Source organism: Halomonas sp. ANAO-440, from assembly GCF_019915905.1.
In the GTDB taxonomy this organism is placed as follows: Bacteria; Pseudomonadota; Gammaproteobacteria; order Pseudomonadales; family Halomonadaceae; genus Halomonas; species Halomonas chromatireducens.
This window is the reverse complement of sequence record NZ_JAHXBV010000005.1, coordinates 72121-91285: the sequence shown is the minus strand read 5'-3', so window position 1 is coordinate 91285 and position 19165 is coordinate 72121. Positions and strand designations below refer to the sequence as shown.

The window sequence follows — 19165 nt, the reverse complement described above, 5'->3', positions numbered from 1 at the left end:
CCACAATGCAGCTTTCCACCTACCTGATCTTCGACGGCAACTGCCGTGAGGCCTTCGAGTTCTACCAGCGCTGCTTCGACGGAAAGCTCGAGGCCGTATCCACCTACGCGGAGATGCCCGCCAGCGAGGGTATGGAAATTCCCGAGGAAGCCAGCAACCTGGTCATGCATGCCCGACTGCGCATCGGTGACCAGCTGTTGATGGCCTCGGACAATGCCCCCTTCTGCCCGGCGCCCTATGAAGGCATCAAGGGCGCGAGCATTTCGGTTGGTGTCGACTCGGTACACGACGCCGAACGGCTCTTCAATGCCCTGGCCGACAACGGCACTGTGCAGATGCCGCTCGAAGAGACCTTCTGGGCGCATCACTTCGGCATGCTGGTGGACCGATTCGGCGTCGCCTGGATTATCAACTACGACAAGGAGGAGCAGGCCGCCGCCTAGCGCAGTACCGCTTCCCTCCTGAACCGCTCGGCGAGCAGGCCGATGAAGACACGGACCCTGGCCGCCGAGTGGTGCCCCTCCCGGTGCACGGCCACTCGGCTGCCCTGACTTCCTCAAAGTGCCCATTAACTGTCCGCAGCACATCACAACGTGTTTCACCGCAGCGAAAGCAGCAAGCGCCTTTGACGGCAATAAACGGAGTGTGACCTCTCACCTGGAACGGGAAAGTGGCAGAAAGACAGCGCTTTTGGAGGGAAGGAGCATGATTCTGTACAGACTCGCGTCATGGCTGAAGCGAGGCCGCCGTGATGCTGCCAGCCATCGAAACCATATCGCATTGAAAGAGTGTGACTCCCGAATGCTGCGCGACATCGGCCTATATCGCGAGCGTGGCCGCCTGCTGCCGCTTCATCCGGAGCGAGAGGAAACGACACGTTGATCCTCCACCTGTCAGAAACGGAGACAATAGAAACCGCCCATGTCACACAGCGCCCTCCTGAATCGTCATGACAGTGACGGCCACTCCGGCCTTCATCTCTCGACCGATTCAGGAGCCACAAATGCGCAAGAGCTCTCTCTTCATTGCCCACACCACAGCGCGACGAGATATACGCGAGCGTCAGCAAGCACTTGCTTATGAATGGCGCTCGACCAACGAGCGGCAGGCACTCTCTCTCGACGGAGAGTCCAATAACCCCATGATCCAGTCGCGCACGGCAGCGATGGCCGCCTCCTCGAGTCGCTCGGGCGGGTAGACGAGCTGGAAAGGTGCGGCTTCTACCTCCGGGCCGAAGGGCTGAACCAAACGGCCCTGGCTCAGCTCTTCCTCAATCAGGTACCGGCTCATCAGCGCCACGCCCTGGCCATCCAGGGCAGCGGCAATGCCGTGGGTCTCGTCGGAGAACATCAGCCCGGCGCTGACGTCGAGCCCTGGCACCTGTACCTGGCGCTGCCAGGCCGCCCAGTCCAACGGTGCGGGCGACGAGAAGTGGAGCAGCGTATGGCGCACCAGCTCGGCGGGTTCACGAAGCCCCAGCGAGGGGCTGCAGACGGGTACGAAGACATTGTCGAACAACTTCTCCGCGACCAGCCCAGGCCAGGGGCCCACGCCATAGCGAATCGCCATGTCGGCGACGATGCCATCCAGAGCAACCGCCTCGTGGGAGACCTGGATGCTCAGGTCGATCTGCGGGTGGGCGTCGCGCAGCAGACACACCCAGGGCAACAGCCAGCGCGCAGCCACGGCCGGCGTAGTCGAGAGCTTCACGCCATGGCGCGAGGGAGGCCGTCGCAGCTTGGTCACCGTCTCGGCGATGGCATCGAAGGAGTCGCTCAGCACCGCCAGCAGCGTCTGTCCCTGGGCCGTCAGTATCAGCTGCCGTGGCCTGCGCACGAACAGGGCGATACCCAAGCTCTCCTCGAGCTGACGAATCTGATGACTGATCGCCGTCGGCGTCACCGAAAGTTCCTCGGCCGCCCGCTTGGCACTGAGGTGGCGCGCCGCGGCCTCGAAGGCGCGCAGGGCGGAGAGTGAGGGTAGTCGGCGCGGCGTCATGGCTGAATTTTATTTTCCGTTATCGAAAAAGAATCGTCGTTTGTCGACCCATAAAGCTTCTGGCCTGATGGCATTAGCCGTCAAGGGACGGCTGAAAGAAACTCACCTGGGAAATGCTATTAGATAGAGGAGCCACCCATGACGCGCTTACTTCACCTTGATGCCAGTCCACGTCCCGGTCGCGCCGGTAGCCATGATCACGGTTCACATACCCGCCGGCTGACCCACCATTTCGTTTCGAGCTGGCGTGCCCTTGAGCCAGACGCCAAGATCGTCTATCGCGATATCGGCGCTACCCCACCCCAGTTGACCAGCGTGGAGTGGATCGAAGCGGCCTTCACGCCCATCGAGCAGCAAACCGAGCCAATGCGGGCAGTGCTTGCCGAGAGCAATACGCTGGTCGATGAAGTCGTACGGGCCGATATCCTGGTGCTCGGCGTGCCCATGTACAACTTCGGGCCACCGGCCGCGTTCAAGGCCTGGATCGACAACATCATCCGCATAAATCGCACCGTCGACTTCGATTCACAGTACGGCGCCCACCCCCACCTGCCTCTGGAGGGCTACGTGCCGTTGCTGGCCGACCGTTCACGCCACGCGGTGCTGCTCTCTTCCCGCGGCGGTTTCGACTTCGACCCGGGGCGCCCCCTTGCCGCGCTCAACCACCTGGAGCCGAGCGTACGCACCGCCCTGCAGTTCATCGGCATCAGCGGCTTCCACGACATCGCCATAGAACACCAGGAAGACGGTGGAGACGCGCTGGCGGCCTCGACCGAGAGCGCCCTGGCGCGTATCGAGCGGTTGGTGGAGCGCTTGCACAGCGAAATGGCTGTGCCACGCCTATCGCAGCCGGCCTGACGACTGCCCTTCGAGGTGGCTGAACATCGGGGCGCTTGGCGCCCCGCCTTTTGCCATTCGCTATGAGGCCTGACCCACTGCCGCCTTGTCCGTCATCGGGTCGGCCTTGGCGCCGGCCGCTTCGCGTCGCTCCGAGTAGCGATCCACCAGCGTCTCACTATGGGGTCGCATCAGCAGGGTGAAACGCACCAGCTCCTCCATCACATCGGCGATGCGGTCATAGAGCGGCGAGGGCCGCATACGGCCGGCCTCGTCGAACTCCTGATACGCCTTGGGCACGCTGGACTGGTTGGGGATGGTGAACATGCGCATCCAGCGCCCCAGCAGGCGCAGGGTATTCACCGCGTTGAACGACTGCGAGCCGCCGCTGACCTGCATGACCGCCAGGGTACGCCCCTGGGTGGGGCGTACCGCCCCCATGCTCAGCGGCAGGTGGTCGATCTGGGTTTTCATTACCCCGGTGATCTGCCCGTGGCGCTCGGGGCTGCACCACACCTGCCCCTCCGACCAGATGGCCAGCTCGCGAAGTTCGCGCACGGCAGGGTGATCGTCGCCAGCCACCTGGTCCGGCAGCGGCAGATCGGAAGGGTCAAAGATACGCGTCTCGGCGCCGAAGTGGCGCAGCAGCCGTGCCGCCTCCTCTACTGCCAGGCGCGAGTAAGAGTGTTCACGCAGCGAGCCGTAGAGCAGCAGAATACGCGGCGGATGGCCGAGCGGATCGGGCAGGCCCTGGCCGGGTCGCTGACGGGCGAAACGCTCATCGAGCGCCGGCAGGTAGTCGGGGTCAGACAGTGTGCGAAGCCTCATGTCGCCTCCTTCATGGCGTGGGTTTGCAGAACGAACAGCGCCACCAGGGCTGCGAGCCCCAGGGCGGATGAGAACAGCAGTGCCTGGGCCCCGAAGCGCTCGATCAGTAGGGCGAAGGCCAGCGGTGCCAGCGCCTGGCCGAAGCGTGCCGGCACCATCAACACGCCCTGGCGCAGGCCATAGCCGTGAGGACCGAAGATCGCCAGCGGCAGCGTGCCCTTGGCGATGGTAAGAATGCCGTTGCCGGCGCCGTGCAGCAGCACGAACAGCGTGGCGAGCGGCGCTCCCAGCGTCATCAAACCAAGCGCACCGATGGGGTGTGCGACCACGGCCAGCTTGGCCGAAAGCAGCGGATGGAAACGCTGCAGCAGCGAGAACTCGAGCAGCCGGGCCGCGACCTGGGCCGGCCCCACCAGCGCCGCGGCGGCGATGGCAACGGCTGGCGACAGGCCTGCGATCTGCAGCAACCATGGCAGGTGCGCCGCCATGCCGGTACTGACGAACCAGGTCACGGCGAAGACGAAGGCCAGCAGCGCCATGGGCAGCCAGGTCGCCTCTCCCTTTACCGTTGCCGCCTCGGTTTGGGGAGCGGGCGGCTGGATGCCGAAGGGAACCAGCAGGCGATTGAGCGGCAGGCCCAGCAGCAGGTGCACCGCCGCCCAGGTAAAGCAGGCGTTCTGCCAGCCGAATTCGGCGTTGAGCCAGCCGGTGATCGGCCAGCACACCGTGCTGGCAAAGCCCGCCAGCAGGGTAATCCCGGTAATCGGGCCGCGCGCCTCGCGGCCGTAGAGCCCCGCCAGGGTCGAGAAAGCCGACTCGTACAGTCCCATGCCCATACCGACGCCGATGATCAGCCATCCCACCCACAGCATCATGGGTCCGCTAGCCAGCCCCAGCAGCACCAGGCCCAGGGCGAACACCAGGCTGGAAACCGTCAGCACGTCGCGCCCACCGAAACGGTCGATGCGCCGCCCCACCGCCGGGCCCAGTACCGCCGAGACCACCAGCGCCGAGGAGAACGCCGCGAATACCGTGCCGGTCGTCAGGCCGAGATCCCGCGCCATGGGCACGGCGAGGATCGCCGGCAGGTAGTAGGTCGAGCCCCAGGCCAGGGTCTGGGAAACACCCAAGGCGACGACCACCCGGGTGCGGCTGTTCACCTTATACCTCGATCAACGAGGTATTGAGGCCTGAAAAAACGCTCTGCGCTCATTCTTCCCTCACCCCTAATCCCCTCGACCAGACATCGCCCCACCGGCCATGCGGCGGCTCTCGAGGATGCAATCCGTGGCTTCCAGCCAGGCGTCCACCGCCACCTGGAAGGCTTGTCGCCCCTTTTCCGTCAGCGCATAGACCTTGCGCGAGCGCCCCTGCACCACCTCGGCGGACGAACTCAGGTAGCCGCCCGCCTCGAACTCGTTGAGCATCGGGTAGACCGTGCCCTCCGATGGACTGCAGCAGCCCTTGGTGCTCTTCTCCACCGCCTGGACAACCTCGTAGCCGTGCATCGGCTTACGGTGTAGCACGCTGAGCACGAAGAACTTCGACAGCGACATCTTGATCGTGCCGCGCCAGTACGAAGGCTCGCTGTAGTCGGGAATCCTGCGGCCGGTGGCCGGTTCGGTCTTTGCCTGGGTCATGGCTGAAATTTATACCTCGATGATCGAGGTGTCAAGAGCATCAGCAACCACTCTATACTCTCCTCTTGACCCTCACGCAACGTGAGCCTCCAGTCTGTATCTTGCCTGGACGAGAGGAGACCTTCGATGTTGTTGCGGATCGGTGAACTGGCCAAACGCAGCGGCCTGACCGTAAGAACCCTCCACCACTACGACGACATCGGTCTGCTCGTGCCGTCCACGCGCTCCGAAGCCGGCTATCGGCTGTACAGCCGCCGGGACATCGCGCGCCTGCATCGCATTCAGGCGCTGCGCTCCCTGGGCATGTCGCTGACCGACATCGGAGACCTACTGGATCGGCCGGAACCGCCTCTGGCGGACATCGTCGAGCGACAGATCGGCATGCTGGAAGAACGGATCGCGCAGCAGATCCGGCTGCGAGACCGTCTCCAGCGGCTGCATCGCCAGTTCGCCGATGCCGAAGAGCCGGACCTGGCCGAATGGTTGGATACACTGGAGTTGATGACGATGTACGACCGATATTTCTCGCGTGACGAACTAGATCGCCTGCCCCTCTACCACGCCAACACCGACTGCCAAGCAGAGTGGAACGCTCTGATACGGGAGGCCGAGACCCTGCTTCAGCTTGGCGTCTCCCCCGCCGCCACCGAAGCGCGGGACTTGGCGACGTGCTGGATGGCCAAGCTGGAGCGGGATACCGCTGGTGACCCGACACTGCTCGACAAGCTGAATGTGATGCATGCCAACGAGCCCAGCGTGCAGGAACAGTTGGGCATCTCATCCCGCGTCTCCGAGTACGTTTTGAAGGCCTTTGCCGAGAGCAAGCTGGTCATCTACCAGCGCTATCTGTCGGATGAGGAGTTCAAGTACATACGAAAACGCTATCCGCTGTGCATGAAGGAATGGCCCCCGCTGATGGCCCGCCTGCGAGAGCAGTTGGAGCAGGGCTCGGCCCCCGACGATCCTGCCGTTCAACGGCTGGCCGAAGAATGGCTGAAACTGCTGCGCCGCTTTGCCGGCGACGACCCGGCCACCCATCGCAAGATCCGCCAGGCCAACGAGCAGGAACCGGCACTGAAGGACAGTACCTGGATGAACGAACGCATGAAGGCGTACCTGGAGCAGGCCATCGCCCACCTGACCTCGACCTGAACCACTCGCGGCCGGCGTCTTCGGCGCTGGCCGCATACCGTTCTCGTACCTGACTATAGATCATGCCTCCAGACCTGGCCCACGAGGTCCTTACCGAAGCTGTGATGTGGCGTTTCCTCCACCAGCTCGAACCCTGCCCTTTCATAAATCTTGCGCGCATCGGTCAAAACGCTGTTGGTCCACAAGACCATTTTTTGGTAGCCGACCTGGCGGACGAATCTCAGACATTCATCCACGAGGCGGCGCCCTATTCCAAGGCCACGGGCACAGGGGTCGACATAGAGCAGCCGCAGCTTTGCGGTCGCTTCGTCTTCCCGAACGACGAACACCGACCCAACGATATTTCCCTCCTTTTCGGCGATCCAGCACCGCTCCCAACGTGGATCGAAATCGCGCAGGTACTTGGCGACGATTTCTGCGATCAGCGCTTCGTACTCTGCGTTCCATCCGTACTCCTGCGCGTACAGCACCGCCTGCCGATGGACGATCCACCCCATGTCACCCGGCTGCGGATCACGCAGAACATAGCTCGTGCCGACTTCGCCGAGCAGCCGCCGGATCTGGTTCATCGCCTCGATCAGTTGGCGCTGTCCAGGCTCCGACAGCCGCTTCAACACGGCAATGACTTCGCTCTGCGAGGCTTTGTCCAGCGGCTTGAAAGTCGCTCGGCCCTGATTCGTCAGTTGCAGTTGCGCCGCCCGCCTGTCAGAGGGCGAGGGAGTCTTGGTAATGAGCCCCTTATTTTCGAAGCCCTTCAGCACTCGGCTCACATAGCCAGCGTTGAGGCCCAACTCCCGGCAAAGGTCGGTACTGGTAAGCGATGACCGGTTCGCCAGTTCATACAGGATGCGAACTTCCGTCAGCGAAAACTGACTTTCCAGGAGGTGCTCATGGAGTACCCCGATCTGCCGCGTGTAGAAGCGATTGAAGCTTCGTACGACCCCGGCGCGCGCTTCAAGAAGCTGATCTGTTCTCATGGAAAAAGCCCTTAAACTTGCCTAAAGCAAATAATTAGTTGCTTGAGGCAAATATGTCAATAGCCCGTGCGCCGCACTTGCCCTCCTGTCGAATCCGCCCCCTCCAGGACGACTACCTCGTGCAACGACAGCAACAGGAGAACTCCTCATGTCAGCGCAAGATGCAATATCCCGACCCGTCGTCTCCCGCGCAGAATGGATCGCCGCCCGCAAGGAGCTACTGAGAAGAGAAAAGGAGCTAACCCACCTGCGCGACGACCTGAACGCCAAGCGCCGCGCCTTGCCGTGGGTAAAAGTCGAGAAGGAGTATGCCTTCGATACGCTCGAAGGCCGCAGGACCCTCGGCGAGCTGTTCAATGGGCGCAGCCAGCTCATCGTCCATCACTTCATGTTCGGCCCCGGCTGGGGGGCGGGATGTATCGGCTGCTCCTTCACGGCCGATCACATCGAAGGTACGCGGGTACACCTCGAGCATCATGACGTGAGCCTGGTTCGGGTCTCCCGCGCCCCGCTCGATGAGATCGAGGCTTACCGGCGACGCATGGGCTGGCAGGTGACGTGGATCTCCTCGCACGGCAGCGACTTCAACTACGACTACCAGGTCTCGTTCACCCCCGAAGCGATCGCCCAGGGAACGGTCACTTACAACTACGCCACGGCCAACGTCTCGATCGAGGACCTGTCGGGCCTCAGCATGTTCTACCGAAACACCGATGGCGAAATCTTCCACACTTACTCGACATACGGGCGCGGCGACGAACTCGTCGACAGCACCTACATGCTGCTCGACATGACGCCCAAGGGCCGCAACGAGACGGGGCCTCACCGCAACCTGATGGACTGGGTGAAACGCCACGACGAGTACGGATCGCCGGGATAAGCTGTCACATCGCCCATCTTACTGCTGAGGTTCACGGCCATACCGCCGCTGCACATGGTCAAGATAGCTACCCGGCGTGAGGCCGGTGACGGCCTTGAAGTCGTGGATGAAGTGTGCCTGGTCGAAATAACCCGCCTCGTGGGCGATATCGGTGAGCGGCGTGCGTACCCCGCCCCGCTTGATCAACGCGCGGCTGTGGGCGACGCGCAGCAGCCGGGCGTAGCGCTTGGGCGAGAGCCCCACGTGGAGCTGGAACAGCCGCTCCAGGCGACGCTGGCCAAACGGCAGTTTGGTCACCAGCTCAGCGATGCTGCCCTGGCCATGACGGCGCTGAAGCCAACCAAGCGATGCCAACAGGGCTGGCACCTCCGGCGCCTCGTGCCGCCGTAGGCGCTCAAGCAGGTATCCCTCCAGCAGCGCGATGCGACTCGACAGGTCGGGCGTCTCATGCAGTTGCTCGTGCAGTGCTTCGAGTTCAAGCCGGCGCAAGGCATCGCCCGGCGTCAGCTCCCCGCTGGCCAGGGCTGAAAGCGCTTCGCCGACGAAGGGAAATACCATGCCTGGCAGGAATCGCACGCCAAGCAGGTCGAGTGTTTCCCTCACCGCCAGCCGCGCCGTGCGTTGCTTGGGGCCGTCGACCCAGCAGCCACCTCCCACCCGCTCGCCATCGCGCTCTAGCGCACCGCCGAAGTTGAACAGCAGCCCCGCAGCGCCATCTGGATGCAGCAGCTCCACGCCTGCCGGCTCGCTGCCCCTCCCCCTGGCCTGCCAGTAACACTGCACGTAGGGACGCAGCGCCGCAACGGGCGCGAAATATTTCAGCGACAGCCCCGACGACGACGCCAGCGGAGCAGGGCGGAAATTTACAATACCGCCAAGGGCGGCCGGGTCAGGATGAGTGACGCCGTTCATGCAAGCCCCCTCATCTAGCTCTCCCCTAGGCCAGGGAGCGGACAATGGAGTAAAACGATTCTAGTTCTTCCCCTCTTCATTCACTTTACCGGAGTATTACGTGGACAAAACGCGAATGGTAGTCGTCGGCGGTGGCGCCGGCGGGCTGGAGCTGGTCACCCGCCTCGGTCGGCGCCTGGGACGACGCGGCAAGGCAGAGATCACGCTCATCGACCGCAATTCCACGCATATCTGGAAACCGCTGCTGCACGAGGTTGCCACCGGGGCACTGGATTCCAGCATCGACGAGATCTCCTACCAGAGTCATGCCCAGCTCAATGGCTATCGCTTCCAACGCGGCACGCTCGAGGGCCTCGACCGCGATGCCCGCCAGCTGCGCCTGGCGCCAGTGCTCGACGACCACGGCGAGGAAGTGCTGCCGGCGCGCACCCTGGAGTACGACCTGCTGGTGCTGGCACTGGGCAGCGTAAGCAACGACTTCGGCACGCCCGGCGTCGCCGAGCACTGCCATTTTCTCGACAGTCCGGCCCAGGCCGAAGCCTTCCGCCACGACATGCTCAATACCTTCCTGCGCTATAGCGACCCCGAACGTCGCCTGCACCCACGGCTCACCGTCGGCATCGTCGGCGCCGGTGCCACCGGCGTAGAGCTCTCGGCGGAACTCTACGATGCCTCACGCATGCTGCACAGCTACGGCTTCACCGAGATGGACAGCCGCCACCTTGAAGTCCACCTGATCGAGGCGGCGCCGGACGTACTCCCGGCACTGCCCGAGCGCATTCGCGAGGCCGTGCGTACCGAGCTTGAACGCCTAGGCGTGCAGGTGCATACCGGCACCCGGGTGGTGTCCGTCGAGGAGGGTGCCATCGTTACCGCCGACGAGCAGCGCATCGAGACGGACCTCAACGTGTGGGCCGCGGGCATCAAGGCGCCCGACATGCTGCTCGAACTCGGGCTCACGCTGGACCGTAATCAGCGCATCCAGGTGGAACCGACGCTGCAGAGCATCGATGACCCCAATATCTTCGTCTTCGGCGACTGTGCCAGCTGCCCGCAGCCGGACGGCTCCACGGTGCCACCGCGGGCACAGGCCGCCCACCAGCAGGCCCAGCGGCTCTACAAGAACCTGGTCGCCCGGCTCGAGAACGGCACGCTCAAGCCGTTCCGCTACCGCGACCGCGGCTCGCTCATCTCACTGGCCCACTTCGAGGCGATCGGCAGCCTGATGCGTGGCGCCTCGGCGCGCAGCCTGTTTATCGAGGGGCGGCTGGCCAAGTTCTTCTACGCCTCGCTCTATCGCATGCACCAGCGCGCCATCCATGGCACGGCCAAGACCGCGCTGATCCTGCTCTCGGACGGGCTCAACCGCTTCATTCGCCCGCGCATGAAGCTGCACTGATCCAGCAGGTCGAAAAACTACAATTCTGCCGCTAGCGGCCGGACTAGGGTGGGGACTCCATTCATTTCTGGAGCCCCACCCATGCGCATGAATTATTTCTCCGCCAGTCCCGCCGGTCTCAAGGCCATGCTCGACCTGCAGAACCATGTTCAAAAGACAGCGGAAGATGGCGAACTCGGCGATGGCCTGCTGGCGCTGGTCTATACCCGGGTTTCGCAGATCAACGGCTGCGCCTACTGCATCGACATGCACACCAAGGACGCACGCAAGGCCGGTGAAACCGAACAGCGGCTCTATGCCCTGAGCGCCTGGCGCGAAACCCCCTTCTACACCGAACGCGAGCGTATCGCCCTGGCCTGGGCCGAGGCCCATACCCTCATTGCCGGCCGCGGCATCGACGAGGCGCTGTTCGAGGCTACCCGCAAGCACTTCTCCGAGAAGGGCCTGACCGACCTCACCCTCGCCATCTGCACCATCAATGCCTGGAATCGCCTGGCAATCGGCTTTGCCGCCGATGCCGGCAACTACCAACCCGCATGACTGTTTGGTCGCGAATCTCCCGACGCCATCGGCTCAGTACACCAGGCTCACAGCCTGCTCGCCATTCGGCTCGTCGGTAAACGTCCTCGATCGGCGCCGTAACACTTAAAGGCACACCAAGCCAAGGCCGACCTCAGGTACCGAGTTGCTCGCCTTCAGATGACATCTCGGCGAGCGACTTGGCCCGCCGCAGCAACGCGGTCTCCTGCTCCGGTGCGAGCACCAGTCCGAACCGCTCGCGCAGTACCTGGGGCAGCGCGTCTGCATCGATCCGATGCAGTTCCGGCACCTCACCCGGACGAAATACCTTCAATTCCAGATCGGTCAACGCCAGGCGCTCCTCTGCCCCGTTGTGCTGGGCCACGATGCGCCGCACGAACGGCGAGGCCGGATGACGGGAGACGAGATAGTTTTGCTCTTCAAAGTCGGCACGATAGTAAGGCTCGTCGCTGAACTGGTAGAGATTGAACCAGCCATCATGGCGGCGGTGAAGCAGCAGCCAGTAACCCAGCGGTGAGCGCTCCAAACGGTATTCCCAGCGGCCATGGCGTGCCTCGATACCCTCCTCGAGCGATATCGGCTCACGCGGCCCAACGTTGCCGACTCCGACATCGACCAGCCACTGACGCCCCGCCACGGTCACGTTGAGGATCGTGTGCCCGAGCGGAGTCACCCTGTCCGCAGCATCGCCCATCAGTATTCGCGCACTGCGCCCCTCGACGACGAAGCCGAGCCGGTCCAGCACTGTGGCGAACAGGGTGTTCTGTTCGTGGCAGTAGCCACCGCGCCGCCGCCGCACCAGCTTGTCCTGCAGGCTCTCCAGGTCGAGGCGAATCTCGCCGCCGGTGGCGATCTCCAGATTTTCGAAGGGCACCGCCGCGAGATGCGCCCGCTGAAGATCGCGCAGCGTATTCAACGTCGGCGCTAGCGAACCGCGATAGTCGATACGCGCCAGGTAGGCGTCGAGGTCGAGCGGCGATGTCTCCCACTGGGCCGTGTCGTGAAGATCGGATTGCAGAAGAGTAGTAGCTGTCATGTTCCAAGACTCCTTATGCCCGCGACACAACGTCGCTGATGGCGATGTCTGGCCAGTCCATTCAAGGCCGGCCGAATATCCGGAGCCTAATACCTCAAGTTAAGTTGATATCAATACCGCATCGTCCTATCGCCCCCATAGCGGCCGTAAATGCCTCGCTCAATAGCCGTCGAGGATCATCACTCCATTGCTGCACCGTTACCTGTAAGCAGCACATGCCATGTCCCGCTCGCGAGAACTCAACCCACCAGGGCCTTGCGCAGCCCACCGAAGCGTCGCCGGTACTGGGCCGGGGTCAGGCCGACCTTACGCCGGAATAGCCGGCCGAAGAAGGCGCCGTCCTCATAGCCCACCGCCTCGGCGATGGCATCCACCGGCGTCTTCTCGGTCTCCAGCATCTGCTTGGCCTCTTCCAGGCGCAGGGTATGCACGTACTCCATGGGCGTCAGGCCGGTGGCCTTGCGGAAGCGACGATGGAAGCTGCGCTCGCTAAGCCCTGAAACCTCGATCAAGGACGCCACGGGCGAAGGTTCGTCGTAGTGTTCGGCGATCCACGTCTGGCAGCGCGCGATGACGGCATCCTCTGCCTGGCGGGTGCGCGCCAGCATGGCGAAGGGAAGCTGGCCGGCCGCATGCCAGTCGATCAGGAACAGCTTGGCGAGATGCATCGCCTCGTCGACACTCGCCAGGCGCGCGACGAGATAGAGCGCCAGGTCGCTCCAGGAGGTGCCGCCCCCCGCCATGACCAGGCGACTCCCGGTGCCGCCGATCACCAGGGCTCGATGCGGATGCACCCGCACATCCGGATAGCGACCCAGCACATCGCAGTAGGCCCAGTGCGTAGTGGCATCCTCGCCCCGCAGCAGCCCCGACTCGGCCAGCAACAGGGCGCCGGAACAGGCGGTCGCCAGGATGGTGCCGTCGGCATGGCAGCGCTTGAGCCACTCGACCTCCTCGGCATAGCGGCCCTCGAGCACCGCCTCGGGAGGCAGCATGATCTCGGGGATGCACACCACGTCGGGCACCCAATCCAGCCCGGCGTCGGGAACGATGCGCACGCCATTGGCGATGGTCAATTCACGACTGCCGGTGCGAGCGACCACCTGCGGCACGAATAGCGGCTCACCGGCCTTGCCCTCGATCAGGGCGGGCCAGTCGCGCCCCGCGGCAGCGAAGACGTCGTAAACCCCGTACAGGGTGGAAGCCGCCACTTCAGGAATTGCCAGCAATGCGATGGTGGGTTTCTGCATCGACATGGCGGAAACCGCCGGTTTTTGTCCGTAGGGACTTCAGTGTAGCCCAGCCGGGAGCGCCAGAATGGACACTCCAATGCACACAACAAGACCTGAGGAGAACCGCCATGACTGCCCAAGCCAAACCTTCCGTTAACGACGCCTTCGACGCCTCCCGCGCCGCCGACTTCGAGAACCGCTTTGTTCGAGCCCTCAACGAGGGCGCCATGCTGCAGCTGATCTCATTGGCCCACCGCAGCGGCCTGCTTGGCCACCTGGCCGACGGCGAGCCAGTGACCAGCAGCGAACTCGCCGCCAAGGCCAAGCTCGATGAGCGCTACGTGCGCGAGTGGTTGGGCGGCGCGACGGTCGCCGCCCTGGTCGAGCACAACCCGCAGGCCATGACCTATCGCCTTCCCCCCGAACACGCCACGCTGCTGACCGACGGCGGCGAGGCCAATCTCGCCGTGTTCTCCCAGTACCTGCCACTGATGGGCCAGGTGGAAGACGACGTGCTGGCCTGCTTCCGCCACGGTGGCGGCGTGCCGTACTCGCGCTATGCCCGTTTCCATGAGGTCATGGCCCAGGACAGCGGCCAGACCGTGCTACCCGTGCTGTTGGATGCCATCCTGCCCCTGGCACCGGAGCTGCCGGACAGGCTGGCGCAGGGCATCGACGTACTCGACCTGGGCTGCGGCCGCGGCCTGGCACTGATGAAGCTCGCCGAACGCTTCCCCAACAGCCGGTTTATGGGCTACGACCTCTCCAAGGAGGCCATCGGCTGGGCGACGGAGCGTGCCGCTCGCCGGGGCCTGGCCAACCTGCGCTTCGAGGAGCGCGACCTGAGCGACTTCGACCGCACGGCTCCGGCGCAGCGCTACGATCTGGTTACCACCTTCGATGCCATCCATGACCAGGCCCACCCGCTGAACCTGCTCAAGGGTGTCCGCCGCACCCTGCGCGAGGATGGCGTCTACCTGGCCCAGGACATCCACTCGTCAAGCCACCACCACGGCGACCGCGACCACCCCATGGGCACGTTGCTCTACACCCTGTCGATCATGCACTGCATGAGCGTCTCCCTCGCCCAGGGCGGCGAAGGGCTGGGAACGATGTGGGGCCGGGAGAAAGCACGGGAGTATTTCGGCAAGGCCGGCTTCGGCAACATCGAGGTGCATCAGTTGCCCCACGATATCCAGAACGACTACTGGGTGCTCAGGCCTTGAGCCGTTCGCCGACAACAAGGCCCTGCTTGGCTCTGCGGCCCCGGCTCAATGCTCCAGCCCCACCGCCTGGCCGGTGACGACGATGCCGCCAGTAAGCGGGACATACACCTGCAGGCGGCTGGGCCGGCCCATGGCCTCGCCCTGCCGGATCGTCAGCTGGGCAGGCGCCTGTAGCAGGCCGGCATCGCGCAGGTAGCCACCCAGCGCCGCGGCGGCGGCACCGGTGGCGGGGTCTTCCACCACACCGCCCACCGGGAACGGGTCACGGGCGTGGAAGTGCCCTTCACTCTCGCGCCATACCAACTGCAGCGTGGTCAGCCCTTCACGCAGCATCAGCGCCTTGAGACGCTCGAAATCGTACTCGAGCCGTTCGAGGCGCTGCTGCGTCTTGCATGCCAGCACCAGGTGCCAGGCCCCGGCGTAGGCCCGTGCCGGCGGAATCTCGAGATCGAGTTCGTCCGCCTGCCAGCCAAGCAGTTCGCACACCGACTCGACCAATTCAGGCTCGGCGGGGCGATACTCCGGCGCGACCGATACCAGCGAAGCCTGCCACTCCCCTTCCACCTGGTCGACAGTGACGCTCACCTCGCCCACCACCGTATCGAGCAGGTAGCTGCCCGCCCCGCTCAACCGGCCCATCTGCACGCCGCCGGCCACCGTGGCATGGCCGCAGAAGCTCACCTCCGCCTCGGGGCTGTAGTAGCGAACCGTGCGCCGCTCACCATCGGCCGGCGCGATGAAAGCGGTTTCGGAATAGCCCACCTCTGCAGCGATACGCTGCATCTCGGCCGGCTCGGGCAGCGCATCCCCCAGCCACACCCCGGCGGGGTTGCCGCCGCTGGGGGCATCGGTAAAAGCCGCCAGGCGATAGAGAGTGCCGCTCATGGGAAGCTCCTTGGGTTCATGTCGTTGCCTGACATTGTGGTTTGAAAAAGAGGGAGAGAACAGGACTGACATCACTTATCACCGTAGTAATGGCCGATTGATCACGACAGCTGAATAAACAATTAAACTTGGCGCTCCAAGGTGGAACTTAGCCTGGTTATTTGGCAGGTAACAAGAACGACGTCTACGTTTAAACATCTCCCGACCGAAGCGCCTAGCACTACTGAGAAGGGCTTTGCCAAAAAGTAATTTCTGAAGCCAGAACAAATCAAAAATTGGGTGACCCATGAAAGTCAAACGCATCATGGCCAACACGGCGACATCGGATATCGACAAGGCTGCAGCCTTCTATGGGGAAATCCTGGGCCTTGAGCTGCTCATGGATCACGGCTGGTTTCGGACATACGGCTCTGATGAAAAGATGACCGTACAGTTGAGCTTCGGCACCGAGGGTGGCTCCGGCACGCCGGTTCCCGATCTCTCCATCGAAGTCGACGATCTCGAAGCGGCGCTGGCTCGCTGCGAGAAGGCGTACGTGCCCATTGAGTACGGCCCTGTCAGCGAACCCTGGGGCGTGCGACGGTTCTATGCCCGCGACCCGTTCGGCAAGCTCGTCAATATCCTGCAGCATGAGTGAGCACACATACACAAGCAGGCATCTTTCACATTGCCTTCCATTCACTCCGCCAAAAATCGAGGAGGCAACGATGGACGAAGACCTCGAACAGATGACCCGCGAAGAACTGATTGAAGTGGCCAAGCGGCTACGCCAGGGCATCCGCGAACACCGCGACTGCAGCGGACACGATCTCTGCTGGCATCATCCTGCCATGTGGGGGTTGCTGCCCGACAAGACCGATCCGATTCCCGTGGTACCGGAATGGCCAGAATTCATCAAGGGCTGTATCAAGTATCGGCAATCGCTGGATGTACAGGCGCCCAATGCACCTCGGTCAGATGAGCCGTATGGTGAGTGATAAAAGAACGCGCAGAACCCAGACCCCATGCGCATGGCCCCAAGTATCATTAATACTCTTGAAGTGGAAAAGCTAAACGGCGCTTATTCCAATCGCGAGCGCTGTAGAAACGGCTTCCAGGCCGTTGGCCAACGCCTGACCCTGACTTCCAGCGCAAGAAGCGGAGTTCCCTCATCGCCCCGCTGCCATAGGTTGGCAACGTCTACCAACCGGAGTGGCAGCGATGAAGACGATCGATCGAACCATGGGGCTCACGGAATGGGTCTTGTTGCTGGCCTTGTCAGTGCTGTGGGGCGGCTCCTTCTTTTTTGTCGGAGTGGCGGTCACGGAGCTGGGGCCACTCACCATCGTGGCCCTGCGCGTGGGACTGGCGGCACTGGCGCTGCATGCGCTGATTCTGCTGCTGGGACAGCGCATGCCGCGCGACTCGCGGCTGTGGATGGCCTTCTTCGGCATGGGCCTACTCAACAACATGATCCCCTTCAGCCTGATCGCCTGGGGCCAGGGGCATATCGCCAGTGGTCTGGCGTCGATTCTCAACGCCACCACGCCCTTCTTTACCATCGTTGTGGCGCACTTCCTGACCCGTGACGAGCCTCTCACCCCGGCGCGCCTTGCGGGCGTGGCAATCGGTTTTGCCGGTGTGGTGTACATGCTGGGCGCCGACGTTAACGAGGGCGCCACCGGCCGCTCATGGGCGCAGCTTGCGGTGCTGGCCGGCGCCCTCTCCTATGCCTTTGCCGGGGTGTTCGGGCGGCGCTTTGGTGCATTGGGTTGCTCGCCTCTGGTTGCCGCCTGTGGACAGGTAACGGCATCGGCGCTGGTCCTTATGCCCATGGCCCTGGTGATGGAGCGCTTCTGGCAGCAACCCTGGCCGGGGCTGGAAACCTGGTCGGCGGTGTTCGGCCTGGCGCTGCTCTCCACCACCTTGGCCTACCTCATCTACTTCCGCCTGCTGGCAAGTGCAGGAGCGACAAACCTGCTGCTGGTCACTTTCCTGATCCCGGCCAGCGCCATTTTGCTGGGCATCTTCGTGTTGGGCGAGCGGCTGGAATGGCGCCATCTGGCCGGCATGGGGCTGATAGGCCTGGGGCTTGCGGCCATTGATGGTCGACCACTAGGGGGGATTCGCAAAATGGCTTACGCTTACTGGAAAGCCAGGCGAGAGGGAGCGGGCCGATGAAGCTGTGTGCCGTGCAGTATGCCTCGACAACGGGCGATATCGAAGGGAACGTGGCACGCCACACCGAGTTCGTCGAGCTGGCGGCATCGCACGACACCGAGCTGATCTTCTTTCCCGAGCTCTCGCTGACCGGCTACGAGCCCGCGCTGGCCAAGGGCTTGGCCACACACGAAGAGGACCCGATCCTGGACGTATTCCAGCGCCTGAGCGATACCCATGGAATCGTAATCGGCGTGGGGCTGCCGCTGGTCTCCTCGACGAAGCCACGGATCGGCATGGTGGTGTTTCAGCCCCACACGGGGCGCCACGCCTATGCCAAGCAGCGGCTGCACGAGGATGAGCTGCCCTACTTCTCGGCCGGCGAGAAGCCGCTGTTGATCGAGACCCGCGAACACCGCCTGGCCCTGGCGGTCTGCTACGAATCGCTGCAGCCCGATCATGTCGCCACGGCGGCAAGCCTGGGTGCGGACGTCTACCTGGCCAGCGTGGCCAAGTTGGCGCCAGGAATGGACGAGGCCCATGCCTGTTACGCCACCTTCGCCCGCGAGCGCACCATGACGATCCTGATGGCCAACTGCGTAGGGCCTTGCGACGGAGAAACAGGCGGAGGCCGCTCAGCGGCCTGGATCGACCGCGGCAAGCGAACCGCCAGCCTGGATGATGAGCAGGAAGCCATGCTGATCCTCGACACGACCACGCTGACAGCCCGGGTATTGACCCTGGCGGCGCGAGTGGCCTAGCTAGCCCTCCTCCATTGATGCCTTGGGAGAAACGCCCTGGGCCAAGGCCGCCTCTCGCTCGGCAGACTTGGCTCGCGCAAAGGCCTCGCGCGCTTGCAGTCGCTGCCAGTAATCCGCCACGGCGGGCTTGAAACGCTCGTCCAGACCGATGTGGCTGGCCAGCAGTAATGCATAGCCAACAGACACGTCAGCCGCGGTGAAACGCCCGGCGCAAAGGAAGGCGTCACGCTCCAGGCGCGGTTCCAGGGTGCGCAGGCGGGAGAGGAACCAGCGCGAGTAGTCTTCCACCACTTGGGGTGACCGGCGCTGCTCAGACTCGAAGCGACCGTAGCGTAGCACCAGGGTCTGGGGAAAGGTCAGCGTCGCCTCGCCGAAATGCAGGAAGTTGAGGTAGTCGCCGTAGGCGGGCTCGTCCTGCCCCACCGCCAGGCCCGCTTCGGGATAGCGTCCCGCAAGGTACTGGCAGATGGCCGCCGACTCGGTCATGGCCACCTCTCCATCGAACAGCGCCGGCACTGTACCCAACGGGTTGATCTTGAGAAAGGATTCGTTGCGTACCCGGGGTGGAAAAGCATGCATCACCAGTTCGTAGGGAGTTCCGAGCTCCTCGAGCAGCCACAGAGGGCGAAACGAGCGGGCGCTGACGCAGTGATGCAGGGTGATCATGGCTGAGCTCCGGTTTTTCCTTGGTCACGTTGTCTTTACAGGCATGAAGCAACTGCG

At 63.5% G+C, this 19165-nt stretch carries 22 protein-coding genes; 12 read left to right on the top strand and 10 right to left on the bottom strand.

Annotated features, from left to right (window positions below):
• Positions 1-5: 5 nt before the first annotated feature.
• Both KZO25_RS05510 and KZO25_RS05505 read left to right on the top strand, forming a co-directional pair.
• Positions 6-443, top strand: coding sequence for a VOC family protein (locus KZO25_RS05510; RefSeq protein WP_223136205.1), 438 nt, complete (start codon positions 6-8; stop codon positions 441-443).
• Positions 444-705: 262 nt separating this feature from the next.
• Positions 706-882: a hypothetical protein gene (locus KZO25_RS05505; RefSeq protein WP_223136204.1), complete on the top strand. Its 177-nt coding sequence runs from the start codon at positions 706-708 to the stop codon at positions 880-882.
• Between the two features lie 195 nt (positions 883-1077).
• Here KZO25_RS05505 and KZO25_RS05500 read toward each other — a convergent pair whose 3' ends face one another.
• On the bottom strand, positions 1078-1998 hold the full coding sequence (locus KZO25_RS05500) for a LysR substrate-binding domain-containing protein (protein WP_223136203.1): 921 nt from the start codon (positions 1996-1998) through the stop codon (positions 1078-1080).
• A gap of 138 nt (positions 1999-2136) precedes the next feature.
• On the opposite strand from KZO25_RS05500, the gene KZO25_RS05495 reads away from it, so the two are divergent.
• Positions 2137-2856 (top strand): FMN-dependent NADH-azoreductase, encoded by a 720-nt coding sequence (locus KZO25_RS05495; protein WP_223136202.1) that lies wholly within the window; start codon positions 2137-2139, stop codon positions 2854-2856.
• Positions 2857-2916: 60 nt separating this feature from the next.
• Here the strand turns inward: KZO25_RS05495 and arsH are convergent, their stop codons facing one another.
• The 3 genes from arsH to KZO25_RS05480 all read right to left on the bottom strand — a co-directional run bounded on the left by arsH (position 2917) and on the right by KZO25_RS05480 (position 5303).
• Entirely contained in the window at positions 2917-3663 is a 747-nt protein-coding gene (gene arsH, locus KZO25_RS05490) for an arsenical resistance protein ArsH (RefSeq protein WP_223136201.1), read from the bottom strand.
• A complete protein-coding gene (locus KZO25_RS05485; RefSeq protein WP_223136200.1) occupies positions 3660-4823 on the bottom strand; it encodes an MFS transporter in 1164 nt (387 codons plus the stop codon). Before KZO25_RS05485 ends, arsH begins: the two co-directional genes overlap by 4 nt.
• A gap of 66 nt (positions 4824-4889) precedes the next feature.
• Complete coding sequence (locus KZO25_RS05480; RefSeq protein ID WP_223136199.1) at positions 4890-5303, bottom strand: PadR family transcriptional regulator; 414 nt, start codon at positions 5301-5303, stop codon at positions 4890-4892.
• 126 nt (positions 5304-5429) lie between these two features.
• Here KZO25_RS05480 and KZO25_RS05475 point away from each other — a divergent pair, with 126 nt between their 5' ends.
• Positions 5430-6455, top strand: coding sequence for a MerR family transcriptional regulator (locus KZO25_RS05475; protein ID WP_223136198.1), 1026 nt, complete (start codon positions 5430-5432; stop codon positions 6453-6455).
• A gap of 53 nt (positions 6456-6508) precedes the next feature.
• On the opposite strand, the gene KZO25_RS05470 is transcribed toward KZO25_RS05475, so the two are convergent.
• The gene (locus KZO25_RS05470; RefSeq protein ID WP_223136197.1) at positions 6509-7432 is read right to left on the bottom strand and encodes a bifunctional helix-turn-helix transcriptional regulator/GNAT family N-acetyltransferase; all 924 of its coding nucleotides are present in this window, start codon (positions 7430-7432) and stop codon (positions 6509-6511) included.
• Positions 7433-7580: 148 nt separating this feature from the next.
• Here KZO25_RS05470 and KZO25_RS05465 point away from each other — a divergent pair, with 148 nt between their 5' ends.
• On the top strand, positions 7581-8312 hold the full coding sequence (locus tag KZO25_RS05465; protein WP_223136196.1) for a DUF899 domain-containing protein: 732 nt from the start codon (positions 7581-7583) through the stop codon (positions 8310-8312).
• 18 nt (positions 8313-8330) lie between these two features.
• Here KZO25_RS05465 and KZO25_RS05460 read toward each other — a convergent pair whose 3' ends face one another.
• A complete protein-coding gene (locus KZO25_RS05460) occupies positions 8331-9224 on the bottom strand; it encodes a helix-turn-helix domain-containing protein (RefSeq protein WP_223136195.1) in 894 nt (297 codons plus the stop codon).
• 115 nt (positions 9225-9339) lie between these two features.
• Here KZO25_RS05460 and KZO25_RS05455 point away from each other — a divergent pair, with 115 nt between their 5' ends.
• Positions 9340-10623, top strand: coding sequence for an NAD(P)/FAD-dependent oxidoreductase (locus tag KZO25_RS05455; protein ID WP_223136385.1), 1284 nt, complete (start codon positions 9340-9342; stop codon positions 10621-10623).
• An 81-nt stretch (positions 10624-10704) separates the two neighbouring features.
• Positions 10705-11163, top strand: coding sequence for a carboxymuconolactone decarboxylase family protein (locus KZO25_RS05450; protein WP_223136194.1), 459 nt, complete (start codon positions 10705-10707; stop codon positions 11161-11163).
• A 133-nt stretch (positions 11164-11296) separates the two neighbouring features.
• On the opposite strand, the gene KZO25_RS05445 is transcribed toward KZO25_RS05450, so the two are convergent.
• Both KZO25_RS05445 and KZO25_RS05440 read right to left on the bottom strand, forming a co-directional pair.
• Positions 11297-12199, bottom strand: a complete 903-nt coding sequence (locus KZO25_RS05445; protein WP_223136193.1) for an arylamine N-acetyltransferase family protein — start codon at positions 12197-12199, stop codon at positions 11297-11299.
• A 239-nt stretch (positions 12200-12438) separates the two neighbouring features.
• A complete protein-coding gene (locus KZO25_RS05440) occupies positions 12439-13455 on the bottom strand; it encodes a GlxA family transcriptional regulator (protein ID WP_223136192.1) in 1017 nt (338 codons plus the stop codon).
• 104 nt (positions 13456-13559) lie between these two features.
• Between KZO25_RS05440 and KZO25_RS05435 the strand changes: the two genes are divergently transcribed.
• The gene (locus KZO25_RS05435) at positions 13560-14657 is read left to right on the top strand and encodes a class I SAM-dependent methyltransferase (protein ID WP_223136191.1); all 1098 of its coding nucleotides are present in this window, start codon (positions 13560-13562) and stop codon (positions 14655-14657) included.
• Between the two features lie 45 nt (positions 14658-14702).
• Here KZO25_RS05435 and KZO25_RS05430 read toward each other — a convergent pair whose 3' ends face one another.
• Positions 14703-15542, bottom strand: a complete 840-nt coding sequence (locus KZO25_RS05430; RefSeq protein ID WP_223136190.1) for a PhzF family phenazine biosynthesis protein — start codon at positions 15540-15542, stop codon at positions 14703-14705.
• A 286-nt stretch (positions 15543-15828) separates the two neighbouring features.
• Here KZO25_RS05430 and KZO25_RS05425 point away from each other — a divergent pair, with 286 nt between their 5' ends.
• The 4 genes from KZO25_RS05425 to KZO25_RS05410 all read left to right on the top strand — a co-directional run bounded on the left by KZO25_RS05425 (position 15829) and on the right by KZO25_RS05410 (position 18442).
• Complete coding sequence (locus tag KZO25_RS05425; protein WP_223136189.1) at positions 15829-16179, top strand: VOC family protein; 351 nt, start codon at positions 15829-15831, stop codon at positions 16177-16179.
• Between the two features lie 70 nt (positions 16180-16249).
• Positions 16250-16519 carry a hypothetical protein gene (locus tag KZO25_RS05420; protein WP_223136188.1) on the top strand — a complete coding sequence of 90 codons (270 nt, stop codon included), beginning with the start codon at positions 16250-16252 and terminating at the stop codon, positions 16517-16519.
• A gap of 223 nt (positions 16520-16742) precedes the next feature.
• Entirely contained in the window at positions 16743-17702 is a 960-nt protein-coding gene (locus KZO25_RS05415; protein WP_223136187.1) for a DMT family transporter, read from the top strand.
• Positions 17699-18442, top strand: coding sequence for a carbon-nitrogen hydrolase family protein (locus KZO25_RS05410; protein ID WP_223136186.1), 744 nt, complete (start codon positions 17699-17701; stop codon positions 18440-18442). The genes KZO25_RS05415 and KZO25_RS05410 overlap by 4 nt, the downstream gene beginning before the upstream one ends.
• Here KZO25_RS05410 and KZO25_RS05405 read toward each other — a convergent pair whose 3' ends face one another.
• Entirely contained in the window at positions 18443-19108 is a 666-nt protein-coding gene (locus KZO25_RS05405) for a glutathione S-transferase family protein (RefSeq protein ID WP_223136185.1), read from the bottom strand.
• Between the last annotated feature and the right edge of the window lie 57 nt (positions 19109-19165).